This window comes from Micromonospora sp. RTGN7, assembly GCF_033804645.1.
Lineage (GTDB): Bacteria > Actinomycetota > Actinomycetes > Mycobacteriales > Micromonosporaceae > Micromonospora.
This window is the reverse complement of record NZ_JAPZLF010000008.1, coordinates 204966-224084: the sequence shown is the minus strand read 5'-3', so window position 1 is coordinate 224084 and position 19119 is coordinate 204966. Positions and strand designations below refer to the sequence as shown.

Sequence of the window (19119 nt, the reverse complement as noted above, 5' to 3'; positions counted from 1 at the left end):
AGAGTTTCATCTGCCACAGGAAACTCATTGGCCTCTCAGGCTAACCATGTTTGTCGTGATCGCCGACCCCCGCAGGAAGTCGGTCGGTTACGTCCGGAAGATTCGCCGGACGGGGGAGACCGGCCACCCGGGACTGAGCGGGCCGGTCGGTGTCCCGCCTCCCGGCACGGGGCGACGTGCGCGACCCGACGGCGGGGTAGACTCCCCGGCATGGCCGGAGTCTTCCTGCTCCTTACCGGGCCGTGCTGATGCGCTGACGCGCGACAGCACGGCGGCCCCTCCTGTGCGAGGGGCTTTTTCGTGCCCTCCGTCGGTCGGGTCCTCTTCGGCGCGGCCCGGCAGGCGGCACGTCCCCCGCCGGGCGGCCGGCGGTGGTACCGCGAGCGGACGCACCCCCCATACCGACATGACCGCGCCGAGCGAGGTCAGCACCCAGCCCGGCCGTGGCGCGGCCGGCGGCGACGAGCGAAGCGAGGAGACGCCATGAGTGAGGCAGCACCGGTGGGCGACACGCCCCCGTACCGGTACACCGCGGCCCTGGCCGAGAAGATCGAGCAGAGTTGGCAGGCCACCTGGGAACGGGAGGGCACCTTCCACGCCCCCAACCCGACCGGGCCGCTGGCCGACCCCGACCACCCCCGGGCGGGCGCGGAGAAGCTGTACGTGCTGGACATGTTCCCGTACCCCTCGGGGGCCGGCCTGCACGTCGGGCACCCGTTGGGCTACATCGGGACCGACTGCTTCGCCCGCTACCAGCGGATGGCCGGGCGCAACGTGCTGCACGCGATGGGCTTCGACGCATTCGGCCTGCCTGCCGAGCAGTACGCGGTGCAGACCGGCACCCACCCGCGTACCACCACCGAGGCGAACATCGCCCGCTACAAGGCGCAGCTGCACCGGCTGGGGCTGGCCCACGACGACCGGCGCTCGGTGGCCACCATCGACACCGACTTCTACCGCTGGACCCAGTGGATCTTCCTGCAGGTCTTCAACTCCTGGTACGACGCCGACGCGAAGAGGGCCCGTCCGATCGCCGAGCTGATCGCCGAGTTCTCCGGCGGTACCCGGCCCACCCCGGACGGCCGCCCCTGGGCCGAGCTGACCGTCGCCGAGCAGCGGGCGATCGTCGACGACCACCGGCTGGCGTACGTCTCGCAGGCGCCGGTGAACTGGTGCCCAGGGCTGGGCACCGTGCTGGCCAACGAGGAGGTCACCGCCGACGGCCGCTCCGACCGGGGCAACTTCCCGGTCTTCAAGCGGAACCTGAAGCAGTGGATGATGCGGATCACCGCGTACGGTGACCGGCTGATCGAGGACCTGGACAGCCTGGACTGGCCCGAGCCGATCAAGATGATGCAGCGCAACTGGATCGGCCGGTCCACCGGTGCGCACATCGACTTCCCCACCGCCGTCGCCCCGGTGCGCGTCTTCACGACCCGACCGGACACCATCTTCGGCGCCACCTACATGGTGCTGGCCCCCGAGCACGAGCTGGTCGACGCGCTGGCGCCGGCGGCCTGGCCGGAGGGGACTCAGGACGCCTGGACCGGCGGGCACGCCGGCCCCCTGGCGGCCGTCGAGGCGTACCGGAAGGCGGCGGCGGCCAAGAGCGAGATGGAGCGGCAGGCCGACACGAAGGAGAAGACCGGCGTCTTCGTCGGCGCGTACGCCACCAACCCGGTCACCGGCAAGCCGATCCCGATCTTCATCGCGGACTACGTGCTGGCCGGCTACGGCACCGGCGCGATCATGGCGGTGCCGGCGCAGGACGAGCGGGACTGGGCGTTCGCCGAGGTCTTCGGCCTGCCCATCGTGCGCACCGTGCAGCCGTCGGAGGGCTTCGACGGCAAGGCGTACACCGGGGACGGCCCGGCGATCAACAGCGCTGCGCCCGAACGCGGCCTGGACCTGGACGGCCTGGGGGTCGCCGACGCCAAGGCGGCGATCACCGCCTGGCTGGAGGCGAACGGGCACGGTGTCGGCGCGGTGACCTTCCGGCTGCGCGACTGGTTGTTCTCCCGGCAGCGTTACTGGGGCGAGCCGTTCCCGATCGTGTACGACTCCTCCGGGGCGGCCATCGCGCTGCCGGAGGAGATGCTGCCGGTCGAGCTGCCCGAGGTCGACGACTTCTCGCCGAAGACGTTCGACGCCGACGACGCGAACAGCAACCCGGAGACCCCGCTGTCGCGGCGGCGCGACTGGGTCGAGGTGGAGCTGGACCTGGGTGACGGGCCGCAGCGCTACACCCGCGAGACCAACGTGATGCCGCAGTGGGCCGGCTCCTGCTGGTACGAGCTGCGCTACCTGGACCCGACCAACACCGAGCGCTTCGTCGACGCGGAGAACGAGCGGTACTGGATGGGCCCGCGCGGTGAGGGCGACTGCGGGGGCACCGACCTGTACGTCGGCGGCGCCGAGCACGCCGTGCTGCACCTGCTGTACGCCCGCTTCTGGCACAAGGTGCTCTACGACCTGGGGCACGTGTCGTCGTTCGAGCCGTACCGCAAGCTGTTCAACCAGGGCATGATCCAGGCGTACGCGTACGCCGACGCCAGGGGTTCCTACGTGCCGGCCGAGGAGGTCGTCGAGCGCGACGGCGCCTGGTTCCTGGGCGACGAGGAGGTGCGCCGCGAGTACGGCAAGATGGGCAAGTCGCTACGGAACGTGGTCACCCCCGACGACATGTGCGCCGTCTACGGCGCGGACACCTTCCGGGTGTACGAGATGTCGATGGGCCCGCTGGAGGTGTCCCGTCCGTGGGAGACCCGGGCGGTCGTCGGGTCGTACCGGTTCCTGCAGCGGGTCTGGCGGGCCGTCGTCGACGAGCAGACCGGCGAGCTGCGGATCACCGAGGACCCGGCCGACACCGCCACCCGGCGGCTGCTGCACAAGGTCGTCGACGGGGTCCGCGGCGACATGGAGGCGATCCGGTTCAACACCGCGATCGCCAAGCTGATCGAGCTGACCAACGCGCTGACCCGGCTCGCGGCCACCCCCCGCGAGGTGGCCGAGCCGCTGGTGCTGATGCTCGCCCCGTTCGCCCCGCACGTCGCCGAGGAGCTGTGGCGCCGACTGGGCCACGCCACCTCGCTGGCGTACGCGGACTTCCCGGTCGCCGACCCGGCCCTGCTGGTCGCCGAGACGGTGACGTACCCGGTGCAGATCAATGGCAAGGTGCGCGGCCGGATCGAGGTCGCCGCCGACGCCTCCGAGGAGACCGTCCGCGCGGCAGCCCTGGAGGCGGTCTCGTCCGCGCTGGCCGGCAAGACCCCCCGCAAGGTCATCGTGATCAAGGACCGCATGGTCTCCGTCGTCGCCTGACCCCTCCCCGCCGCCCGCCGCCCGCTCCCTGCGGGAAGCGGGCGGCGGGCGGCAAATTCACGGAAAGAGTGGCTTCCACGCGTGGAATGACCACTCTTTCCGTGAATTTGTGCGAGCAGGGCGAGTGGGGTGGGGGTGGTGGGGTGGTTATGGCTCGCGGCGGTGGATGGCGGTGATGGCGGCCAGGGTTGCGGCCAGGGACCAGGCGGCGAGGGTCAGCCAGGAGCCGGTGACGGTGGCCGGGTACGGGTCCCGGTTGATGATGTCGGGGTGCACCTCGATCAGTCGCAGCCAGGCGGTGAGGGGCAGGGCGTTGTACAGCTCGGCGATCCACCGGTGCTCGTCGCTGTCCACCACCAGCGGCGTCAGCACGAGCACTGTCGTGGCCGCGAAAACGGCTGCGGCGGCGTGTCGGGTGAGCGCGCCCAGACCCATCCCGACCAGCGCGCACACGGGCACCAGCACGGCGCTCGCCACGACGGCTCGCAGCACCCCCGGATCGCTGATCGACCAGCCGGCGTTCCGGTCGGCGAGGATCGCCTGGGACACCCAGAACGAGGTCGCCGCAGTCACCGCACCGAAGACGAGCATGACCCCGGCCAGCACGGCGGCCTTCGCCGCGACCACCGACCGGCGGGCGGGTACGGCGGCGAACGTGGCCCGGATCAGCCCGCTCTGGTATTCACCGACCACGGTCAGGGCGCCGATGGTGGCCGAGGCGAGGATCAGCAGCAGGTAGCCGGCCTCGGGGAAGGCGTCGCGCACCGGCCCGTACATGCGGAACATCTCCCGCCGCTCCTCGACGTACGCCGGCCAGTTCCGGTGGTCGGCGAGGCTGGCGTTGACGCTGACCCCGAGCACGAACAGGAAGACCAGCGGCAACGTCCACCGGGTCGAGCGCAGCGACCACAGCTTGATCCACTCGGCGGCCAACAGGTCGTGGAAGCGGGCCGGCGCCTCGGTCAGGGTCGGTCGGCGGGTCAGCTCGGTCACGGCCGTCATCGGGTCCCCTCCCCGGCGAGGTACTCGACGCTGTCGGCGGTGAGTTCCATGAAGGCTTCCTCCAGCGAGGCGGTACGGGTGGTCAGCTCGTGCAGCCCGATGCCGTGGGCGAGCGCGAGGTCACCGATCCGGGCGGCCGTCAGGCCGGTCACGACGAGCGCCCCGGCATCGGCCGGGAGGACGTCCGCACCCTCGGCTTCCAGCACGGCGGCCAGCGTCGTCGGGTCGGGCGTACGGACGGCCACGTTGGCCCGGGTGCTCCGGGCGGCGAACTCGGCGAGGCTCTGCTCGGCGATGAGCCGGCCCCGGCCGATCACCACGAGCCGGTCGGCGCAGTGCTCCATCTCGCTCATCAGGTGGCTGGAGACGAAGACCGTGCGCCCCTCGGCCGCCAGCCGCCGGAACAGGTCCCGTACCCAGCGCACCCCCTCCGGGTCGAGGCCGTTGAACGGCTCGTCGAAGAGCAGCACAGGCGGGTCGCCGAGCAGCGCGGCGGCGATGCCGAGCCGCTGCCGCATGCCGAGCGAGAAGCCGCCGATCCGTCGCCGCGCGGCGCTGGTCAGCCCCACGTCCCGCAGCACCTCGTCGACGCGGACGCGCGGAATGCCGTTGCTGCGGGCCAGGGCAGACAGGTGGGCCGCGGCGCTTCGTCCACCGTGCACGTCACCGGCGTCGAGCAGCGCGCCGGCGTGGCGAAGCCCGCGTGGCCGGTCGGCGAAGCGGACCCCGTTCACGGTGGCGGTGCCGCTGCTTGGCGCGGTGAGTCCGAGGATCATCCGCAGCGTGGTGGACTTGCCGGCCCCGTTGGGGCCGAGGAATCCGGTGACGTGGCCGGGGCGCACCGTAAGGGTGAGGTCGTCCACGGCCGTCGTGCGGCCGTACCGTCTCGTCAGGGCTTGAAGTTCGATCACCTGCCCCACGCTGCCGGGCGGCGGCCGGGGCAGCGTCGCCCCGGCGGCCATATCCGGTGGGCGGACACCCGCCCCGGGGCGTACGCCCCCGGGCCGATGCCCGGGCGGCGGCCGGCTGGCTACCGTGGGCGGATGGACGCCTCCGTGCGGTTGCCGCGCCGAGCCTCATCGCTGGCGCGGGCGGCCCTGCCCTGGGTCGGCGTCGCGCTTCTGCCGGTCACCGTGCTCCTCACCCTGCCGATGGCGTGGAGCCGAAACGGCGTGGGGTTCGGCGACTGGTGGATCGCCGAGCGCTACCTGGTGCCGCTGCTGGCCGTGGGCCCGCCCGCCGGCCTGCTGCGGCGCCGGCCGGTGCTCGCCCTGGCGCTGATGCTCGTCGCGGCGTGCGTGGTGACCGCGGCCGTCAACGTCCCGGAGGACGGCTACCTGACCGACATTTGGTACGCGCAGTTCCTGGCGATCGACCTGGTGGTGGCGCTGATCGCGGCGAACCGGTCCCGCCGCGTCTCGGTGCCGGTGGCCGTCGGGGCGCTCGTCGTGCAGATCGTCGCAGGCTTCGTGAACCCCTCCAGCGACCCCGTGAACCGGGCTACGTTCTCCGTGCTGGCGGTCGTCACCGCGTGGACGGTCGGCAACTCCGTGCGGGCCCGACGCGGCTACGCCGAGGCCGTCCGGGCGCACACCGCCTCCGAGGCGGTCACCGCCGAGCGGCTGCGCATCGCCCGCGAGCTGCACGACATGGTCGCCCACAGCATCGGGGTGATCGCCATCCAGGCCGGCGTGGGGGCCCGGGTCATCGAGACCCAACCGGCGCAGGCCCGCGCCGCGCTGGCCACCATCGAGGCGACCAGCCGCGACACCCTCGCCGGCCTGCGGCGTACGCTCGGCGCGCTGCGCCGCCCGCAGTCGGAGTCGGCCTCGTTGGATCCGACGCCCGGGCTGGGCGATCTCGACCGGCTGGTTTCGGCCGCCGCCGACGCCGGGGTGCGGGTGGAGTTGCGGCAGTGCGGCGAGCGGCGACCCGTCCCGGCCGACCTCGACCTCGCCGCGTTCCGGATCGTCCAGGAGGGGCTCACCAACGTGGTACGGCACGCGGGCACCGACCGGTGCCGGGTCACCGTCACGTACGGCCCCGACGAGGTCGCGGTGGAGGTCGTCGACGACGGCCGGGGCGGCACGGTCGGTGGCGAGGGGCATGGCATCGTCGGCATGCGCGAGCGGGTCGCCCTGGCTGGCGGCCGGTTCCACGCCGGGCCGCGCCCGGAGGGCGGGTTCCGGGCGGCGGCATGGCTGCCGGTGCCACCGGCGGCCGAGGAGCCGGTCGGATCGCGGGCCGGGACGGGGGAGCGGTGACCGTCCGGGTGCTGCTCGTCGACGACCAGCCACTGATCCGCGCCGGCCTGCGGGTGCTCATCGCCGACGCCCCCGACCTCGACGTCGTCGCCGAAGCGGCCACGGGGGCCGAGGCGGTGCGGCTGGCCCGCGAGGTCGTGCCGGACGTGGTGCTGATGGACCTGCGGATGCCCGGCATGGACGGCATCCAGGCCACCCGGGCGATCGTCGCGCATGGCGGCGCCACCCGCGTGCTCGTGCTCACCACCTTCGACGACGACGAGCACGTGCACGCCGCGCTGCGCGCCGGCGCGAGCGGGTTCCTGGTCAAGGACATGGCGCTGGACGACATCCTCGGCGCGGTCCGGGTGGTTGCCGCCGGGGATGCGTTGATCGCCCCCGGGGTCACCCGCCGGCTCATCGCCGAGTTCGCCCGCCGGCCCGCCCCGGCCGCCCCGCCCCGGGCCCTCGACGGCGTCACCGAGCGGGAGCGCGAGGTGCTCACCCTCGTCGGCCGGGGCCTGTCCAACGGCGAGATCGCCGCCGAGCTGGTGATCAGCGCGGCCACCGCCAAGGCGCACGTGGCCCGGCTGTTCGCCAAGCTCGGCGCCCGCGACCGCGTGCACCTCGTCATCGCCGCCTACGAGGCGGGTTTGGTGTACCCGCCAAGATGAGCCGCAGACCCCACCCCCAGCCACCCAGCGGGGGCACTTTCACGGAAAGTGCGTGGATCTTGACCGTGGGGTCGGTCAGGGGGGCGGCGCCACGTGGGGGCGGCGTTGGCGTTCGGCGCGCCACCAGCGGTGGATCAGCACCGCGCTGGCGATCAGGCCGAGGCTGGCGGGGGCGGCGGCGTACCAGTTGATGGTGCCGGGGGAGGTGGCCGCCGCGCCGAGCGCCGCGTAGCCGAAGGCCGTGGGGGCGGAGGCGAGGAGGCTGCCGGTCAGGAAGGGCAGTACCCGGGCGCCGGTGGTGCCGTAGCCGTAGCTGACCAGCCCGTAGCCGGAGATCGGCAGCAGCCGGACCGTCATCACCCCGAACACGCTCTGCCGGGCGAACCAGCCGTCGAGGCGGGCCAGCCGGCCGCGGACCCGCTCGGCGACGAACTGCCGGCCCAGCGCCCGGCCGACGGCGAAGCCGAGCGCCGCGGCCAGCAGCGCCGCGCCGAGGGCGTACCCGGCTCCCTCAAGGGGGCCGAAGACCGCGCCGGTGGCGAGGGTGACGAGGGTGCGGGGGACCAGGGCGACCAGCAACAGCGCCCCGCCGAGGATCGCCGCGACCGGGGCGAGACCGCCCAGCCGGTCGGCGAGCCGGGGTAGTTCGTCCGCCTCGGGCGGGCCGATGACGAGCAGCGCCACCCCGAGGATGGCGAGCAGGAGCAGCAGCAGGGCGAATCGGCGCGCCGACGGCTGCCGGAGCAGCCGCCGGGCGGCCTGGATCATGTCCGGGCGGCGGCCACCGCGGCGCGGCGTTCGGCGCGGAGCCGATCGGCCCAGGTGTCGTCGAGCGGCGGGAGTTGGTGCGCGCCGGTGGCCCAGCGCAGCAGCAGGTCGGCCAGGGCGGGGTTGCGGGCCAGGGCCGGGCCGTGCGAGTACGTGCCGAGCAGCTTGCCCCGCCAGGCCCCCTCGGTGGCGCCGTCGTTGCCCACTCCGGCGGTGACCCGGGCCAGCGGGGCGACCCCCGGGCCGAGCCGGGTCCGGCCGCCGTGGTTCTCGAAGCCGGTGAGCGCCGGCACACCGAGCCGGGGGTCGATGTCGCCGGCCAGCTCGCCGACGGCCCGGTTGGGCCCCCGGTCGGAGGAGAGGTCGAGCAGTTCCAGCCCGGCGCACTGGACGCCCTTGGCGAAGAACGAGGTGCCGAGGAGCTGGTAGCCGGCGCAGACGCCGAAGACGACAGACCCCTGGGCGGCGGCCCGGTGCAGCCCGCCGTCGGTGCGCAGCCGCTGGGCGCCGAGCGCCTGCGGGCCGTCCTCGCCGCCGCCGATGAGGTAGATGTCGGCGGTGGCGGGCAGCCGCTGGTCGGAGCGGACCTCCAACACCTCGACCGGCATGCCGCGCTGCTGGGCCCGGCGGGCCAGGATCAGCAGGTTGCCCCGGTCGCCATAGGTGGAGAGCAGGTCGGGGTAGATCCAGACGATGCGCAGGCTCTCAGTTGACACGGTCCAGCTCCGCTCGGATGTCCTGGAAGGCGGTGTAGTTGGCGATGACCTCCAGGCGGCCGGGCGGGACCGCCCGGAGCGCCTCGGAGAACGTCCGTACGTGCTGGAACGGCACGCCGTTGACGTCGAGGCGGACCGCCAGGTCGTACGCGCGGTCACCGGTGATCAGCACCTGCCGCCCGCGCAGCGGGGCGAAGTCGACGTCGAAGAGCCAGGAGGTGTCCATCCCGTCGGGGTCCCGGGCGTTGATGGACAGCAGCGTCGGGGCCACGTCGGCCATCTCGAACGCCTCCAGCCAACTGGCCGGGTTCTTGGCCAGCAGCAGCCGGATGTTGCGCCCGTCCCGGTCGACCTGCGCGTAGCGGCCGGCGACCGAGGTGACGCTGCCCAGGCGGGAGACCGCGTCGACCGGGCGGACACCGAACTCGGCGGCGACGGCCAGGGCGGTCGCCGCGTTGCCCACGTTGACCTTGCCGGGGAGCTGGAGGGTCGTCTTGTGCCAGGCCCCGGTCGGGTCGAGCACGCCGTCGTCCTCGACCGTCCACTGCGCGTCGGGGCGGCGTAGCGGGCAGCCGCTGCACCACCACTGCTCGCCGGAGCGCTGGATGGTGTGGCCGCACTCGGGGCAGACCCACGAGTCGTCGTGCCAGCGCTGACCGGCGCTGAACCAGGTGACGTGCGGCGGGCGGATGCCGCGGGCCGGGTCGCCGGGCGGGGTGGCGGCCCAGACCACCATCGGGTCGTCGGCGTTCGCCACCACCCGCACGTCGGGGTGGTTGACCAGCGCGGCCCGCCAGAGCTGCGCCATCATGGCGACCTCCTTGGCCCGGTCGAGCTGGTCCCGGGAGAGGTTGAGCAGCGCCACCACGTGCGGCTCGGTGGCCGCCAGGACCTGGGCCAGGTAGTGCTCGTCGACCTCCAGCACCGCGTACGGGGTGCTGCCGGCCTTGGCCAGCGCCGAGGTGTGGCCGCTGGGCATGTTGGCGCCGAAGGAGTTGGTGGCCACCCGACCCAGGACGCCGACCGCCGCCGCGGCCAGCCGGGTGGTGGTGGTCTTGCCGTTGGTGCCGGAGACGAGCGCGATGGCGCGTCCGGCCGAGAGGTGGGCGAGCAGGTCGGGGTCGATCTTCAGCCCGATCCATCCGCCGATCACCGAGCCGTCACCACGACCCGCGGCCCGCGACAGCGCCGCCGCAGTCCGAGACACGGAGCTGGCCACCTTCGCCCGCAGGGGCATCTTCGCGTCGGTCACCCGAGCGAGGTTACCGGACCGCTCCGCCCGCCAGATCGCCGCCGACGGCGAACCGTTCGGCCGGGGACGCCGACGGGACGGCCATCGCCTGCCGGACCTATGGTGTCGATCTATGTCGGGTAGCGGACGTCCCGGCGGGCCGACGCGGGCCCTCCACTCCACTCCACCCCCTCTGACGTGCGGTTTTGCGGGCGGAAACGCCGCGCCGCGCCGACGAATCTGGTTGCAGGTGGAGGGAAGTGGAGTAGAGTGGAGCCCGATGGTGAGGCCGGGAGGGCCCACCGGCCCGGGGGGAAGCGGCGCCGCGAACGCTGCTGCAAGGGCGAGGGGGGTTGGGCCGGATGTTTCTCGGCACCCACACTCCGCGCCTGGACGACAAGGGCCGGTTGATCCTTCCGGCGAAGTTCCGGGATGAGCTGGCGGGGGGTGTCGTGATCACCAAAGGGCAGGATCGCTGTCTCTACGTCTTCCCGATGCCCGAGTTCCAGCACATCGCCGACCAGTTGCGCGCGCAACCCATGACGCACAAGGCGGCCCGTGCCTACAGCCGGGTCTTCTTCGCCAGCGCGCACGACGAGGTCCCGGACAAGCAGGGGCGGGTCACCATCCCGCCCCACCTGCGGGCATACGCCGCGCTCGACCGGGACCTGGTGGTCATCGGGGCGAGCACGCGGGTGGAGGTCTGGGACAGGGCGGCCTGGGAGAGCTACCTCTCGGAGAGCGAGGACGACTTCGCCGACATCGAGGAGGGGGTGCTGCCCGGCGGTCTGTAGGGCGTGACGGCGTCCGACGTACTGCGAGATCTCCAGCCGCTTTCGAGTTCCTGGCACCCCTTCCCCGGTGCCAGGCGCACGATCTCATCGGAGGGCCGCGGCCTCCGGCGGGCGGGAGCGGATGGGGATCTGGCGGTACGACGGAGGCGTCGTGTCGACGGCAGGCGCAAAAAGAAACGGACGGTTCAACCAGTGGGGGTCGACATGGGGGAGCTTCGCGGCACGCACGTGCCAGTGCTGCTCGAGCGGTGTCTCGAGTTGCTGGCCCCCGCACTGGACAGGGGCGAGCGCACGATTCACGTCGACGCCACGCTGGGCCTGGCCGGTCACGCCGAGGCGGTGCTGCAACGGCACCCGCGCACGGTGCTGATCGGGCTGGACCGGGACACCGAGGCCCTCGCCCACGCGCGGGTCCGGCTGGCCCGGTTCGCCGATCGGGTGCACCTGGAGCACGTCGTCTACGACGAGTTGCCCGAGGTGCTGGACCGCCTCGGCTACCCGGCGATCGACAGTGTCCTGTTCGACCTGGGCGTCTCCTCGCTCCAGCTCGACGCGCCCGACCGCGGGTTCGCCTACGCGCAGGACGCGCCCCTGGACATGCGGATGGACCAGACCCGGGGGGTGACCGCCGAGGAGGTGGTCAACACCTACGCCCATCCGGACCTGGCGCGGGTGCTGCGGGTCTACGGCGAGGAGAAGTTCGCCGTGCGGGTCGCCTCGGCGATCCTGCGGGAGCGCGAACGGACCCCGATCACCTCGTCGGCGCGGCTGGCGGAACTGGTCAGGGAGAGCATTCCGGCAGCAGCCCGACGGACGGGCGGACACCCCGCCAAGAGAACGTTTCAGGCTTTACGGATCGAGGTAAACAAGGAGTTGGCAGCGCTGGAGACGGCGCTGCCGACTGCTCTCGACGCACTCACCGTGGGTGGTCGCATGGTGGTCCTGTCCTACCACTCGCTGGAGGACAAGCTCACCAAGGCGGCCCTCGCCGACCGGGTCCGCAGCAAGGGCCCGGTCGAACTTCCGGTCGAACTTCCCGGTTCGGCCCCGACGTTCCGGCTACTGAGCCGGGGCGCGGAGCTGCCCGGGGAGTCGGAGGTCACCGCGAACCCGCGCGCCGCCTCGGTGCGCCTGCGGGCCGCGGAACGGATCGACCCGGAGGCGGCGCAGCAGGGGCGGGCCGACCGCGAACGGTCCCGCCGACGGGTCAGGGCGATGCACCAACCGGGGACGGGGTCGGCGTGACAGGCGGATCCCGGGGAGACGACGCAGGGACGGACGAAGAGGGGGAGGGAAGAAGATGAACGTTGGCAAGCGCGATGGCCGGGACACCGGCGTCGGGCAGCGCACACCGCGGTCGGGGGGCCGGACCGCGGCGCAGCGGACCACCCGGGCCGGGATTTCGGCGGCGACGACGAGGGCCGGTCGGCTCGACCAGCAGGGGGAGACTCGCGCCCGGGGGGCGCGCGAGTTCCCGACCAACGGCAGCGCCGCGCTGCGTCCGGCCGAGCGGGCTCGCCCGGCGGCGACCCCGCCGCCGCGGCTGCGGGTCGCTCCGCCGCCGCCCGTCTCGGTGCCGCGGGCGCCCTTCGCCGCGCTGATCGTGGTGCTGGTGGTCGGCGGGGTGCTCGGCATTCTGCTGGTCAATACCAAGATCAATGAGAACTCGTTCCGGCTGGAGAAGCTCCAGCAGCAGCAGGCCAAGCTCGACGTCGACGAGCAGCAGCTGAAGAAGGAGATCGCCGACAAGAAGGCGCCGGGCAACCTGACCGCCTTGGCCCGCAAGCTCGGCATGGTCGAGTCGGAGCAGCCGGCGTACATCCGCCTGCCGGACGGCCGGATGATCGGTGTGCCGCAGCCGGCCAACGGCCAGCCCTCGGTCACCAGCCAGCAGGGCGCGGGGGGCTGAGGCGGGTGCCCCCGAGATCGGAGGAACCGCGCCGGGACGCCACGGGCTCCCGGCGCGGTTCGTCACGTGCCGGCGGCGGTCGGGGCGAGTCGCGGTCCGGCGAGCCCGGCGTGGGGGGCATCTCCGACGCACGGGCGTACACCCCCCGGGGGCGCACCATCCGCGAGGAGCGCGGCACGGTCGGCCGGCCGACCGCCGGCGGCGCCGAGCAACGGCGTACCCCGCGCAGCACCCGGGCGGGCGACCCGTTCCGGCCGGCGTTGCAGGTGCTCGACGGCGGCCGGGCCGGCGGGGCCCGCGCCGGCCGCCGGGAGACGGCCCCGGCCGGGCGTTCCGCAGTGGTCCGGACCGTCGCGGCCCGGCCGTCCCGGGGGCCGTTCGACGACGACGATGTCGACGCACCACCCCCGCCGCGCCGCCGGACCGGCCCGCGCCGGCCGGACCGGCCCGCCGGCCGACGGTCGGCGCGCAGGCCGCGCAAGCCGCCCCGGCTGGCCGACTCCCGGCGCCGACTGCGCCTGGGCACCCTGCTCGTCCTCGCGCTCTTCGTCACCATCGGCATCCGGCTGGTCTTCCTCCAGGCGGTCGACACCCCGGCGTACGCCGGCGGTGGGCTCGCCAACCGGCTGACCCGGATCGACCTGCCCGCTCCCCGAGGAGCCATCCACGACCGCACCGGCGCCCCGCTGGCGAACAGCGTCGAGGCCCGGTACGTCTTCGCCGACCCCACCCGGGTCAAGAACCGCACGGCGACGGCCCGGGCGCTGTCGCCGCTGCTCGGCCTGCCCGTCTCGGAGCTGGCCGGGCGGATGAAGCCGCGCACCCTGGAGAACGGCGTCGCCTCCCAGTTCGAATACCTGGCCCGGGGGGTCGAGATCCCCACCGCCAAGAAGATCATGGCGCTGGACCTGGCCGGCATCGGCGTGCACCGCGACGAGCGGCGCGAGGTGCCCGGCGGCGACCTGGCCGCCAACCTGCTCGGCTTCACCAGCCAGGACATGGTCGGCCTGGAGGGGCTGGAGGCCCGCTACGACGACCTGCTGCGCGGCGAGATCGGCCGCAAGGTGTACGAGGCCGGGCAGGGCAAGCTGGACGCCCCGATCCCCGGCGGCTACAGCAGCACCACCCCGCCCAAGCCGGGCAGCTCGCTGGAACTGACCATCCACCGGGATCTCCAGTTCAAGGCGCAGCAGGTGCTCAAGGGCGAGATGGACAAGGTCCAGGGCAGCGTCGGGGCGGCGATCGTCCTCGACGTGCCCACCGGCGAGGTGCTGGCGCAGACCAGCCACCCCACCTTCAACGCGGCGAAGCCCGGGGAGAGCGACTGGACCGACCGGGAGGACGCCGCCACCAGCTTCGTGGTCGACCCTGGCTCGATCCACAAGGCGATCACCTTCGGCGCGGCGCTCCAGGAGGGCGTGGTCACGCCGGACACCACCCTGCCGATCGCCAACACCATCCGCAGGGGCGACACGGTCTTCACCGACACCCACCCGGCGAACGGGCGGCGGATGAGTCTCGCCGGGATGCTCGCGTACTCGTCGAACGTCGGCACCATCGAGATCGCCGACAAGCTCGGCCGGGACCGGCTGATCGACTACCAGAAGCGGTTCGGGCTCGGCCAGCCCACCGGGGAGGGCATGCCGGGCGAGGCCGCCGGCCGGCTGCTGCCCGCCAGCGAGTGGAGCGAGTCGTCGGCCGGGTCGGTGCCGATCGGGCACAGCGTCGACGCCACGCCCCTGCAGATGGCCGCCGCGTACGCGGCGATCGCCAACAACGGCACCTACATCCAGCCGCACCTGATCAAAGAGGTGATCAGCGGGAAGGACGGCAGCCGCACCCCGGGCAAGGCGCCGGTCACCCGTTCGGTGCTCAGCCCGCAGAACGCGGCGGCGCTGCGCACCCTGCTGCAGGCGGTCACCACCGTCCCCGGCGGCACCGGGCTGGCTGCGGCGGTGCCCGGTTACCAGGTGGCCGGCAAGACCGGCACCGGCCTGCGCTTCGTCGACGGCAAGCAGCAGCCCGGCGAGGTCGGCTCCTTCATCGGGATGGCCCCGGCGGACAATCCGCGCTTTGTGGTGGCGGTCTTCGTGTGGAGCCCCGGCGGCGGCGGCGGGCAGGTCGCCGCCCCGGCGTTCCGCGACATCATGGGCTTCACCCTCAGCCGGTACCGGGTGCCGCCGTCCGCCGGCCCGGCGCCCAAGTTCGAGGTCTTTCCGCGCTGACCGGGCGCGGGAGGACATCATCGGTGGGTGGCGACGAACCACCGGGGCGGCTGTGCGGTCGGAACCGGGCGACCGGGTAGGGTCTGACGCCGTGCCCGGCAATCCACGCCCCCGTACCGTAACCGGACTCCGGCTCGGCGACCTCGCCGACCGGATCGCCGTCGAAGCCCCGCAGGGGGCAGCCGATGTCACCGTGACCGGGGCGACCCACGCCAGCCAGGAGGTTCGCCCCGGCGACCTGTACGCCGCGCTGCCCGGCGCCCGCCGCCACGGCGCGGAGTTCGCCGTCGGCGCGGCGACCGCCGGCGCGGTGGCCGCCCTGACCGACCCGGCGGGCGCGGCGGCGGTGGCCGCGGCGGGCCTGCCTGCGCTGGTGGTGCCCGACCCCCGCGCGGTCCTCGGCGCCCTCGCCTCCGCGGTCTACGGCGACCCTACCGACGGGCTGACCGTCATCGGCATCACCGGCACGGCCGGCAAGACCTCCACGGCCTACCTGGTCGAGTCGGGGCTGCGCGCCGCCGGCCACGTCACCGGGCTGATCGGCACGGTGGAGACCCGGCTGGGCGACCTGGTGGTCGACAGCGTCCGGACCACCCCGGAGGCCACCGACCTGCACGCCATGCTTGCCGCCGCCCGGGAGCGCGGGGTCACCGCCCTGGTCATGGAGGTCTCCAGTCACGCCCTGGCGATGGGCCGGGTCGGCGGGGTGCGGTTCACCGTCGGCGGGTACACCAACTTCGGCTCCGACCACCTGGACTTCCACGCCGACTCGGCGGACTACTTCGCCGCCAAGGCCCAGCTCTTCGACGGCCGCTGCGCGGTCGAGGTGCTCAACCACGACGATCCGGCGCTGCGCCCGCTGTTCAAGCCCGCCACGGTCAGCTACTCGGCCGCCGGCGACTCCACCGCCACCTGGTACGCCACCGACGTCAACGGCGAGGGGTACGCGCAGCGGTTCACCGCGCACGGCCCCGACGGGTTGAGGATGCCGGCCGGGGTGGCGCTGCCGGGGCGGCACAACGTGGCCAACGCCCTGCTGGCCATCGCCGCGCTGGTCGTCGCCGGGGTGGACGCTCAGACCGCCGCCGCCGGGGTGTCCGCCTGCGGTGGGGTGCCCGGCCGGCTCGAGTTGGTCTCCACGGCCGGTCCGGTGCGCGGGGTGGTCGACTACGCGCACAAGACCGACGCGATCGTGGCCGCCTTGGCCGCGCTGCGCGAGCTGAGCGCCGGGCGGCTGATCTGCGTCATCGGTGCCGGCGGCGACCGGGACCGGGGCAAACGCCCGACGATGGGGGCAGCTGCCGCCCGGGGGGCCGACGTGGTGCTGGTGACCGACGACAACCCGCGCACCGAGGACCCGGGGTCGATCCGGGCGGAGGTGCTGGTGGGGGCGTACCAGGCGGCGACGCCGGCCCGGATCGTCGAGGTGCCCGGCCGGCGGGCGGCGATCGACGAGGCGGTCCGGCTGGCCGACCCGGGGGACGTGGTCGCCGTGCTCGGCAAGGGGCACGAGCGCGGCCAGGAGGTGAGCGGCGAGGTGCTGCCGTTCGACGACCGGACCGAGCTGGCGGACGCGCTGCGGGCCCGCTTCGGGGACCTGGCGGGGCAGCGGTGATCCCGCTGACGCTGGCCGAGGTGGCCGAGGCGGTCGGCGGCCGGCTACTCGTCGCCGACCCGGACGCCCGGGTCACCGGCCCGGTGGAGTTCGACTCGCGCAAGGTCTCCGCCGGCACCCTCTTCGTGGCGTTCCCCGGGGAGAAGGTGGACGGGCACGACTACGCCGCCACCGCCGTCTCCGCCGGCGCGGTGGCCGTGCTCGGCACCCGGGAGCTGCCCGGTGTGCCGATGGTGCTGGTCGCCGACGCCCTCGACGCGCTGGGCGCGCTGGCCCGGGCCGTGGTGGACCGGCTGCCCGAGCTGACCGTGATCGGGTTGACCGGCTCGTCGGGCAAGACCAGCACGAAGGACCTGATCGCCCAACTCACCGTGCGGCTCGGCCCCACCGTGGCGCCGCCCGGGTCGTTCAACAACGAGTTGGGGCACCCGTGGACGGCGTTGCGGGCCGGCCCGGAGACCCGTTTCCTGGTGCTGGAGAAGGGCGCCCGGGGGGTGGGGCACGTGCGCTATCTCTGCGAGGTGGCGCCGCCCCGGATCTCGGTGGTGCTCAACGTCGGCGTGGCGCACCTCGGCGAGTTCGGCTCGGTGGAGAACATCGCGCTGGCCAAGGGGGAGCTGGTCGAGTCGCTGCCGGCCGACGGGCTGGCCGTGCTCAACGCCGACGACCCGCTCGTCGACGCGATGGCCGACCGCACGTCGGCCCGCGTCGTCCGGTACGGCGAGGCCGCGCACGCCGACGTCCGGGCCGGGGACGTGACCCTGGACGGGCGGGGGCGGGCTTCGTACACCCTCATCACGCCGGAGGGGAGCGCGGCCGTCCGGCTTCGGCTGAGCGGCCGGCACCAGGTTTCCAACTCCCTGGCCGCCGCTGCGGTGGCCCGGGAGCTGGGCATGCCGTTGACCGAGCTGGCCGCCGCGCTGGGCGAGCTGGGCCTGGTCTCGACCCGTCGGATGGACGTCTTCGAGCGCCCCGACGGCGTGACGGTGATCGACGACTCGTACAACGCCAACCCGGCCTCGGTGGCGGTGGCGCTGCGGGCGCTGGCCGGCATGCGCGGCGCCGGGCGCACGGTGGCGGTGCTCGGCTACCTGGCCGAGCTGGGGGCGTACGAACGGGACGGACACCTGGAGGTCGGCCGGCTCGCGGCCGAGCTGGGTGTGGACCGGCTGCTCGTGGTGGGCGAGCCGGCGGCGCCGATCCATGAGGGCGCGACAGCGGTAGAGAACTGGGGAGGAGAGTCGGTGCTGCTCACCGATCAGGCGGCGGCCGTCGAGGTGCTGCGGGGCGAGTTACGACCAGGAGATGTCGTCCTGGTGAAGGGCTCCCGGTACCGCACCTGGGAGGTGGCCGACGCGCTGCGCGCGGACGCCGCCGGCGAGGGGGCCGTCGCATGAGGGCGGTGATCATTGCCATCGGGGTGGCCTTCCTCGTCTCGCTCTTCGGCACCCCGATCGCGATCAAGGTGTTCACCAAACTCAAGGCCGGCCAGCCGATCCGGGCCGAAGGCCCGGCGATGCACCAGGGCAAGAAGGGCACGCCCACGATGGGCGGCATGGTCTTCATCCTGGCCACGGTCATCGCGTACGTCGCGGGGCACCTTGCCCTGACCACCCTGCCGGACGCGCAGATCGCCCAGGTCGAGCCGACCATCACGGCGCTGTTCCTGCTCGGCCTGATGGTCTTCTCCGGCGCGGTCGGCTTCATCGACGACTTCCTCAAGGTCCGCAAGCGGCACAGCGGCGGGCTCAACAAGCGGGGCAAGCTGGCCGGGCAGATCCTCGTCGGCGCGCTCTTCGGCATCGTCGCGCTGTACTTCCCGAGCAGCATGACCGACGCCAGCGGCACGGCCACCAACACCGAGACCGTGGGCGCCAGCACGCTGAGCTTTATCCGGGACATCCCGGTGCTGGAAATCAGCAAGATCGGCGCGGTGGTCATCTTCATCTTCGTGGTGATGGCGGCGACCAACGGCGTGAACCTCACCGACGGCCTCGACGGCCTGGCCACCGGCGCCTCGGTGATGGTCCTCGCGGCGTATGCGCTGATCGCGTTCTGGCAGTACCGGCACTGGTGTGCCGACCCGGCGTACACGGCGAACCCGGAAAACTACTGCTACGCGGTCCGGGATCCGCTGGAGATCGCGCTGATCGCCGCGGCGGCGGCGGGGGCGTGCGTCGGCTTCCTGTGGTGGAACACCTCGCCGGCCCGGATCTTCATGGGCGACACCGGGGCGCTCGGCCTGGGCGGCCTGATCGCCGGCATGGCGATGTCCACCCGGACCATTCTGCTGCTGCCGATCATCGGCGGGCTCTTCGTGATCATCACCATGTCGGTGGTCATCCAGATCATCTCGTTCCGCACCACCGGCAAGCGGGTGTTCCGGATGTCACCGCTGCAGCACCACTTCGAGCTCGCCGGCTGGAGCGAGGTCAACATCGTGGTCCGGTTCTGGATCATCGCGGGGATCTGCGTGGCCGTCGCGCTGGGGCTCTTCTACAGCGACTTCCTGGCCGCGATGGGCTGAAGCCGGGTCCACCCAGGCGCTCCGAAGGGCCTCCCGCTGCGCGCGACGCGATAGCAGGGGGGCCCTTCCGTTTCCCGGTCCGACACGCCGAGCA

General features: G+C 73.4%; 14 protein-coding genes and 1 pseudogene. 10 read left to right on the top strand and 5 right to left on the bottom strand.

Annotated elements, in window-relative coordinates:
• Positions 1-483: 483 nt before the first annotated feature.
• A complete protein-coding gene (leuS, locus tag SNR22_RS14535; protein WP_320067078.1) occupies positions 484-3321 on the top strand; it encodes a leucine--tRNA ligase in 2838 nt (945 codons plus the stop codon).
• Positions 3322-3468: 147 nt separating this feature from the next.
• On the opposite strand, the gene SNR22_RS14530 is transcribed toward leuS, so the two are convergent.
• Together SNR22_RS14530 and SNR22_RS14525 are read right to left on the bottom strand one after the other, a co-directional pair.
• A complete protein-coding gene (locus SNR22_RS14530; RefSeq protein ID WP_320067077.1) occupies positions 3469-4323 on the bottom strand; it encodes an ABC transporter permease subunit in 855 nt (284 codons plus the stop codon).
• Complete coding sequence (locus SNR22_RS14525) at positions 4320-5285, bottom strand: ABC transporter ATP-binding protein (protein WP_413775634.1); 966 nt, start codon at positions 5283-5285, stop codon at positions 4320-4322. Before SNR22_RS14525 ends, SNR22_RS14530 begins: the two co-directional genes overlap by 4 nt.
• A gap of 81 nt (positions 5286-5366) precedes the next feature.
• On the opposite strand from SNR22_RS14525, the gene SNR22_RS14520 reads away from it, so the two are divergent.
• Both SNR22_RS14520 and SNR22_RS14515 read left to right on the top strand, forming a co-directional pair.
• The gene (locus SNR22_RS14520) at positions 5367-6587 is read left to right on the top strand and encodes a sensor histidine kinase (protein ID WP_320067076.1); all 1221 of its coding nucleotides are present in this window, start codon (positions 5367-5369) and stop codon (positions 6585-6587) included.
• The gene (locus SNR22_RS14515; RefSeq protein WP_320067075.1) at positions 6584-7240 is read left to right on the top strand and encodes a response regulator transcription factor; all 657 of its coding nucleotides are present in this window, start codon (positions 6584-6586) and stop codon (positions 7238-7240) included. Before SNR22_RS14520 ends, SNR22_RS14515 begins: the two co-directional genes overlap by 4 nt.
• A 75-nt stretch (positions 7241-7315) precedes the next feature.
• On the opposite strand, the gene SNR22_RS14510 is transcribed toward SNR22_RS14515, so the two are convergent.
• The 3 genes from SNR22_RS14510 to SNR22_RS14500 are packed head-to-tail and all read right to left on the bottom strand — an operon-like array spanning position 7316 to position 9961.
• On the bottom strand, positions 7316-8008 hold the full coding sequence (locus SNR22_RS14510) for a TVP38/TMEM64 family protein (RefSeq protein ID WP_320067074.1): 693 nt from the start codon (positions 8006-8008) through the stop codon (positions 7316-7318).
• Positions 8005-8724: a glutamine amidotransferase gene (locus SNR22_RS14505; protein ID WP_320067073.1), complete on the bottom strand. Its 720-nt coding sequence runs from the start codon at positions 8722-8724 to the stop codon at positions 8005-8007. Before SNR22_RS14505 ends, SNR22_RS14510 begins: the two co-directional genes overlap by 4 nt.
• Positions 8714-9961: a MurT ligase domain-containing protein gene (locus tag SNR22_RS14500; RefSeq protein ID WP_320067172.1), complete on the bottom strand. Its 1248-nt coding sequence runs from the start codon at positions 9959-9961 to the stop codon at positions 8714-8716. The genes SNR22_RS14505 and SNR22_RS14500 overlap by 11 nt, the downstream gene beginning before the upstream one ends.
• A gap of 356 nt (positions 9962-10317) precedes the next feature.
• On the opposite strand from SNR22_RS14500, the gene mraZ reads away from it, so the two are divergent.
• From mraZ to mraY, 7 genes and pseudogenes are all read left to right on the top strand, one after another.
• Positions 10318-10749 (top strand): division/cell wall cluster transcriptional repressor MraZ, encoded by a 432-nt coding sequence (gene mraZ, locus SNR22_RS14495; protein ID WP_320067072.1) that lies wholly within the window; start codon positions 10318-10320, stop codon positions 10747-10749.
• Between the two features lie 204 nt (positions 10750-10953).
• Positions 10954-12053: pseudogene (rsmH, locus tag SNR22_RS14490) on the top strand (16S rRNA (cytosine(1402)-N(4))-methyltransferase RsmH).
• Positions 12050-12658, top strand: coding sequence for a hypothetical protein (locus SNR22_RS14485; protein WP_320067071.1), 609 nt, complete (start codon positions 12050-12052; stop codon positions 12656-12658). The pseudogene rsmH and the gene SNR22_RS14485 overlap by 4 nt, the downstream one beginning before the upstream one ends.
• A 5-nt stretch (positions 12659-12663) precedes the next feature.
• Positions 12664-14883, top strand: coding sequence for a penicillin-binding protein 2 (locus SNR22_RS14480; protein WP_320067070.1), 2220 nt, complete (start codon positions 12664-12666; stop codon positions 14881-14883).
• 52 nt (positions 14884-14935) lie between these two features.
• The gene (locus SNR22_RS14475; protein WP_320067069.1) at positions 14936-16498 is read left to right on the top strand and encodes a UDP-N-acetylmuramoyl-L-alanyl-D-glutamate--2,6-diaminopimelate ligase; all 1563 of its coding nucleotides are present in this window, start codon (positions 14936-14938) and stop codon (positions 16496-16498) included.
• Positions 16495-17895: a UDP-N-acetylmuramoyl-tripeptide--D-alanyl-D-alanine ligase gene (locus SNR22_RS14470; RefSeq protein WP_320067068.1), complete on the top strand. Its 1401-nt coding sequence runs from the start codon at positions 16495-16497 to the stop codon at positions 17893-17895. Before SNR22_RS14475 ends, SNR22_RS14470 begins: the two co-directional genes overlap by 4 nt.
• Positions 17892-19025, top strand: a complete 1134-nt coding sequence (gene mraY, locus SNR22_RS14465; RefSeq protein WP_320067067.1) for a phospho-N-acetylmuramoyl-pentapeptide-transferase — start codon at positions 17892-17894, stop codon at positions 19023-19025. The genes SNR22_RS14470 and mraY overlap by 4 nt, the downstream gene beginning before the upstream one ends.
• The last annotated feature ends 94 nt before the right edge of the window (positions 19026-19119 follow it).

Coding starts and splice junctions, on each gene's coding strand:
- SNR22_RS14510 (WP_320067074.1), bottom strand. CDS start 8,008: ATGATCCAGGCCGCCCGGCGGCTGCTCCGGCAGCCGTCGGCGCGCCGA.
- SNR22_RS14500 (WP_320067172.1), bottom strand. CDS start 9,961: ATGCCCCTGCGGGCGAAGGTGGCCAGCTCCGTGTCTCGGACTGCGGCG.
- mraZ (WP_320067072.1), top strand. CDS start 10,318: ATGTTTCTCGGCACCCACACTCCGCGCCTGGACGACAAGGGCCGGTTG.
- SNR22_RS14525 (WP_413775634.1), bottom strand. CDS start 5,285: ATGGCCGCCGGGGCGACGCTGCCCCGGCCGCCGCCCGGCAGCGTGGGG.
- SNR22_RS14520 (WP_320067076.1), top strand. CDS start 5,367: ATGGACGCCTCCGTGCGGTTGCCGCGCCGAGCCTCATCGCTGGCGCGG.
- mraY (WP_320067067.1), top strand. CDS start 17,892: ATGAGGGCGGTGATCATTGCCATCGGGGTGGCCTTCCTCGTCTCGCTC.
- leuS (WP_320067078.1), top strand. CDS start 484: ATGAGTGAGGCAGCACCGGTGGGCGACACGCCCCCGTACCGGTACACC.
- SNR22_RS14485 (WP_320067071.1), top strand. CDS start 12,050: ATGAACGTTGGCAAGCGCGATGGCCGGGACACCGGCGTCGGGCAGCGC.
- SNR22_RS14530 (WP_320067077.1), bottom strand. CDS start 4,323: ATGACGGCCGTGACCGAGCTGACCCGCCGACCGACCCTGACCGAGGCG.